The following is a 3,928-nucleotide window of genomic DNA, read 5'->3' as shown; positions in this document are numbered from 1 at the left end:
GGTCCTAGCGGGTCAGCGTCTCGAAGCCGACATCTCCGCAGTACTGCACGATGCGTCCCTCCGCCTCGGAGTCACTGCTGTTCATCGCTGCCACCGTCGCCTCAGCCAAGGTACGGCCTCCGCCGACGGTCTCATCCCGGAGCGGTCGCATCGCGAGGAAGGCGTCCTGAGCGACGGCCCCGACCTCGTCGTACCCTGACGACTCCAGCGTGTCCGTACCCGCCTCGTTCCGCGCCTTCTGCCACGCCCCCAGCTGCGTGCAGTAGTTCTCCCGCTGCGCGGTCAGCCGCTGCTCGTCCTCGCCCTCGGACGAGGAACACCCCGCCGCCACCGCCACCAGAGCGAGGACCGGGACTACCGCCTTAAGCACACGCACCACGTTGCCCCCTCCTCGGCTGAAGCTGCGTCCGCTCGTCCCTGTCACCTGCAACTCCCGCAGCAGGATACCCACGTGGGATATCTTGGCCGCCGCGGCGGTCGCTGAGCTGCGCAGCGCCCGTACGAAACGCGATGGCGGGCCGGCCTCTACCATGTCGTCGCCCGCGCACAGATGACGATGTGGCCGCCCATGCCCCAGCGCACCGAGACCGCCGGGGGCACGATACGCATCAGGACGTGTCTGACAAACAGCTTCGTGTTCATCGTCTCCCTCTTCAGCCCCTGCCAGAGGCTCTCCGCGAGGGCGTTGTCATAGCTCGGGCTTGCCGACGTCGAGTCCGTGTCCGGTGACGTCGTGGCACTGGCCGGCCGTCGCTGCCACACGCACATCCGTCCTGCCGACTGGCATGAGCGCGGGGAACCATGCTGCGGCACCCCGGGTGCGAAGCCCGCCTCACAGCGTCAGGGGGCGTTGTCCGAATTGGCGGTTACGATCCGGGTCATGCGTCTTGAAGATCAGCTGGACAGGCTGGCGGAACTGGGGCTGCCGCTCGCGGCCGGCCGAACAGTGGACGAGTTGCTGTACTCGTGGCCGCGGGAGGCGTACGAGCGCAAGCCATTCGACCTGGTGCTGTTCGTGCTGGGCTGCGCGGTCGAGGACGAGCCGTGGGAGCGGTGGTTCTGTGACCGGGCGTGGCACTTCGACACCGAGTGCGTCCGTGGCCGGGGTTCGTATGTGGCGATCGCCCGGCAGCTGTGCCGGATCGCGGGCCTGCGGGACGCCCTGTCCGGCCTGCGGGACCACGTCGACCTCGGCGCGGAGGAGGCGTGGATCGAGTACACGGCCGACGGCCGACGAGTCAGCTGGCCCATCGAAGTCAGGGACGACTGGGCCGACCTGATGGTGGTCGGCTATCTCATCGACGAGCTGGAACGCGGGGACGGGCGCTTCCATGTCCGGCACAACGGCCAGGCCATGACGCTCTTCTTCCTCGACAACGACGCGGCCGGACGGCTCGACGCGTTGGCCGGCGGGCAGGCTGTCGCCCCGTTCCCCGGATAGCGGCCCCGCTCGCGAGGCCGAGCCGCTCAGCCTGCTCGGTGCTTCGGTGTCCTGCACGCGGTCTGCTCGGGGTCGGCTGGTGCACGGCTGTGCCGTGCAGGGGTGGCCGGTACGGCAGGCGGTGAGCACGCGGGCGACGACGGCAGCGCGGTCGTGGTGCAGCGGTACGCGCGGGATATCCCACTCCCCCGGCTCCAGTGGGGGGAAGGGCGCGGCCGGGTCGGCGGCCGGCGTCCGGCCCCGACCGAGCGCGCCGGCCGGTATCCGGTCGTGACCGGCTTCGATCTGGCGCTTGATCAGGTGGCACTTGCGAAGCCCGTCGGCCCTGAACGGGTGCGTCCAGTGCGGGTCGTCGTGTACCCGGTTCCTCAGATCAGGGCAGACGGCTTTGAGAACCATGGCGCCCACGTGCGCAGCGGACCAGTCGGGGTGGTCATGGGACTGCTCATGTCGCGCTACCAGAGGGCGGAGGGCATATTCCATGATCTACCCCTGACGTCACCCGGTTGGCGACAGTGGAACGAGCGGTACGCCGGGGTGCGGAGCAGGTTTGTCGCCGGCGCACCGCTGCCTTTGGCTCAGCTCTACAAGAATGTGGCGGACGGCCCCGAGGAGATCTTCGCGCACGCCGCCACGCGCGTGGCCATGTCGCGGCAATACCTGGAGAGAGCGGGTGCCGGACGGCCGTTGGCCGAGGATCACCCACCAGTGCCACGTCTTGTGGACTGCGTAGACCTGGCCCATCTCGTAGTCGAATGCGAACGGCAGGCGCCAGAGGCACGATGGCAGGACAGCCAGGGGTATGACCTGGGCGGAGCGGATGGCCCACCTGGGGACCGGCCCTGTCACCGACCGTCGGGGATGGATGAAGCGTCTTGAATCGCATGGGCCGATCTTCCTTGCCCGGCCGGCGCCGGGGATCGGCCAGAAGCAGTATCCGATGATCACCCCTGCGAGGGGCATCGAGTCCTGCGCGGGGAGGGCGGCCGCGGCTCCGGACGGATTTCGATGGCAGGGATGGCCTGCTACAAGCCGGGCGAACGGCGGCCTCGCCGGTGCCAGCCTCACCCTGCAGGGCTGACCGACATCACGCTTTCAAACTCAGTAGCTGCATAGGCTCGACACCAATGCGGCTGAGACCACGAGCGACCTCTGTAGGGGATCCCGAGGTCGACACTGCTGCCTGCTTTGGGTTTCCGGCCCGTACCTCCCGATCGGCCGGGCTGAGTGAGAGGACAAAGATCTGCTGTGAAGGCGTGCGGAGTGTCCAGGGCCGAGAAGGAAGTCGCCCTGCTGGAGTTGCCCGAACCGTCATCTCCCGGGCCCGGTCAGATCCTGGTGGCGGTTGAGGCGGCCGGGGTCGGCCCGTGGGACCAACTGCTGAACGGCGCTGGCTGGGACGTGGGGCTGCGCCCCCCGGCGGCGCTGGGAGTGGAGGGCGCGGGCAAGGTGCTGGCCGTCGGCGCGGGTGTCACCGAGTTTGCCGTAGGCAACCGGGTGCTCGCACACGAGGCCCCGCTGCCCGGGGGAAGCGGCTTCTGGGCCGAACGCGTTCTGATCAACGCGGATCACGCGGCAGCCTGCCCACCCGGGGTGGACGCCGTGCACGCGGCGGCGCTGCCGGTCAACGGACTCACCGCGTTGCAGGCCCTGGAGAAGCTGGACCTCAGCCGAGGACAGCGGCTCCTGATCACCAACGGAGGCGGGGCCACCGGAGCCCTGGCCATCCAGCTCGCCGCGGCCAAGGGCATCGAGGTGACCGCGACCGCGTCTGCTGCCGCCGCAGAGCGCCTGCTCGGTCTGGGAGCGATGGAGGTCGTCGACTACCACGACCCGAACTGGTCGGCCAAGGTACGCGGCGGGTTCGACGCCGCCCTGATCATCGCCACCAGCACGGCGGACGCCGCCCTGCCTTTGGTGCGGGACGACGGCCGACTGTGCTCCCTGACCTCGGACGCGCCTCCGGAGGAACGGGGCATCACGAGTTGGGACCTCTACGTCGAGCCCAACGCCGCGCAGCTTGTCCAGCTGGCGGAGCAGGCCGCCGCGGGAACCTTGAAACTCGCACCGGAACCCCTGCCGCTGAGCGAGGGACCGGCTGCGTTCGCCCGGGTGGTCACCGGACGGGCCGGCGGTAAGAAGATCGTGCTCACCCCAGCATGACCCGACCGGGCACCGCCCGATACCGATGCTGGGCCACAGTGCCCGCCAGGCGCGATCGAGAAGTCGACTGCTCGTGGGCGTGCTTGAGCGCCATGCGGGCGTCGACCAGATCGGGGCCGCTCAACGACTCCCAGAACGGATGAGTGACAACCTCGGCACTCAGCCGGCGCAGCTCATCCTGGAACCGCTGTTACGCTGCACAGAGCCAGTCACGGGACCAAGATAGCGACAAGGTCTCCACCGGGGACCGCCTCGACGACCTGGCCCTGCAACCGACCGCGCGCTGCCTGCTGCTACTTCTCGGGTTCTGGCTCAACTAGGACT

Annotated in this window: 3 protein-coding genes; 2 read left to right on the top strand and 1 reads right to left on the bottom strand. The window is 69.1% G+C overall.

The window, feature by feature from the left end:
- Positions 1 to 4: 4 nt before the first annotated feature.
- Entirely contained in the window at positions 5 to 379 is a 375-nt protein-coding gene (locus tag ACZ68L_RS46650) for a hypothetical protein (RefSeq protein WP_469590970.1), read from the bottom strand.
- Positions 380 to 880: 501 nt separating this feature from the next.
- Here ACZ68L_RS46650 and ACZ68L_RS46645 point away from each other — a divergent pair.
- Complete coding sequence (locus tag ACZ68L_RS46645; RefSeq protein WP_469590968.1) at positions 881 to 1,441, top strand: hypothetical protein; 561 nt, start codon at positions 881 to 883, stop codon at positions 1,439 to 1,441.
- A 1,263-nt stretch (positions 1,442 to 2,704) separates the two neighbouring features.
- Positions 2,705 to 3,604, top strand: a complete 900-nt coding sequence (locus tag ACZ68L_RS46640; RefSeq protein WP_469590966.1) for an NADP-dependent oxidoreductase — start codon at positions 2,705 to 2,707, stop codon at positions 3,602 to 3,604.
- Positions 3,605 to 3,928: the final 324 nt, after the last annotated feature.

The sequence above is a fragment of the Streptomyces sp. NPDC104309 genome (assembly GCF_055584025.1).
This window is presented reverse-complemented; position numbering and strand designations above follow the sequence as displayed.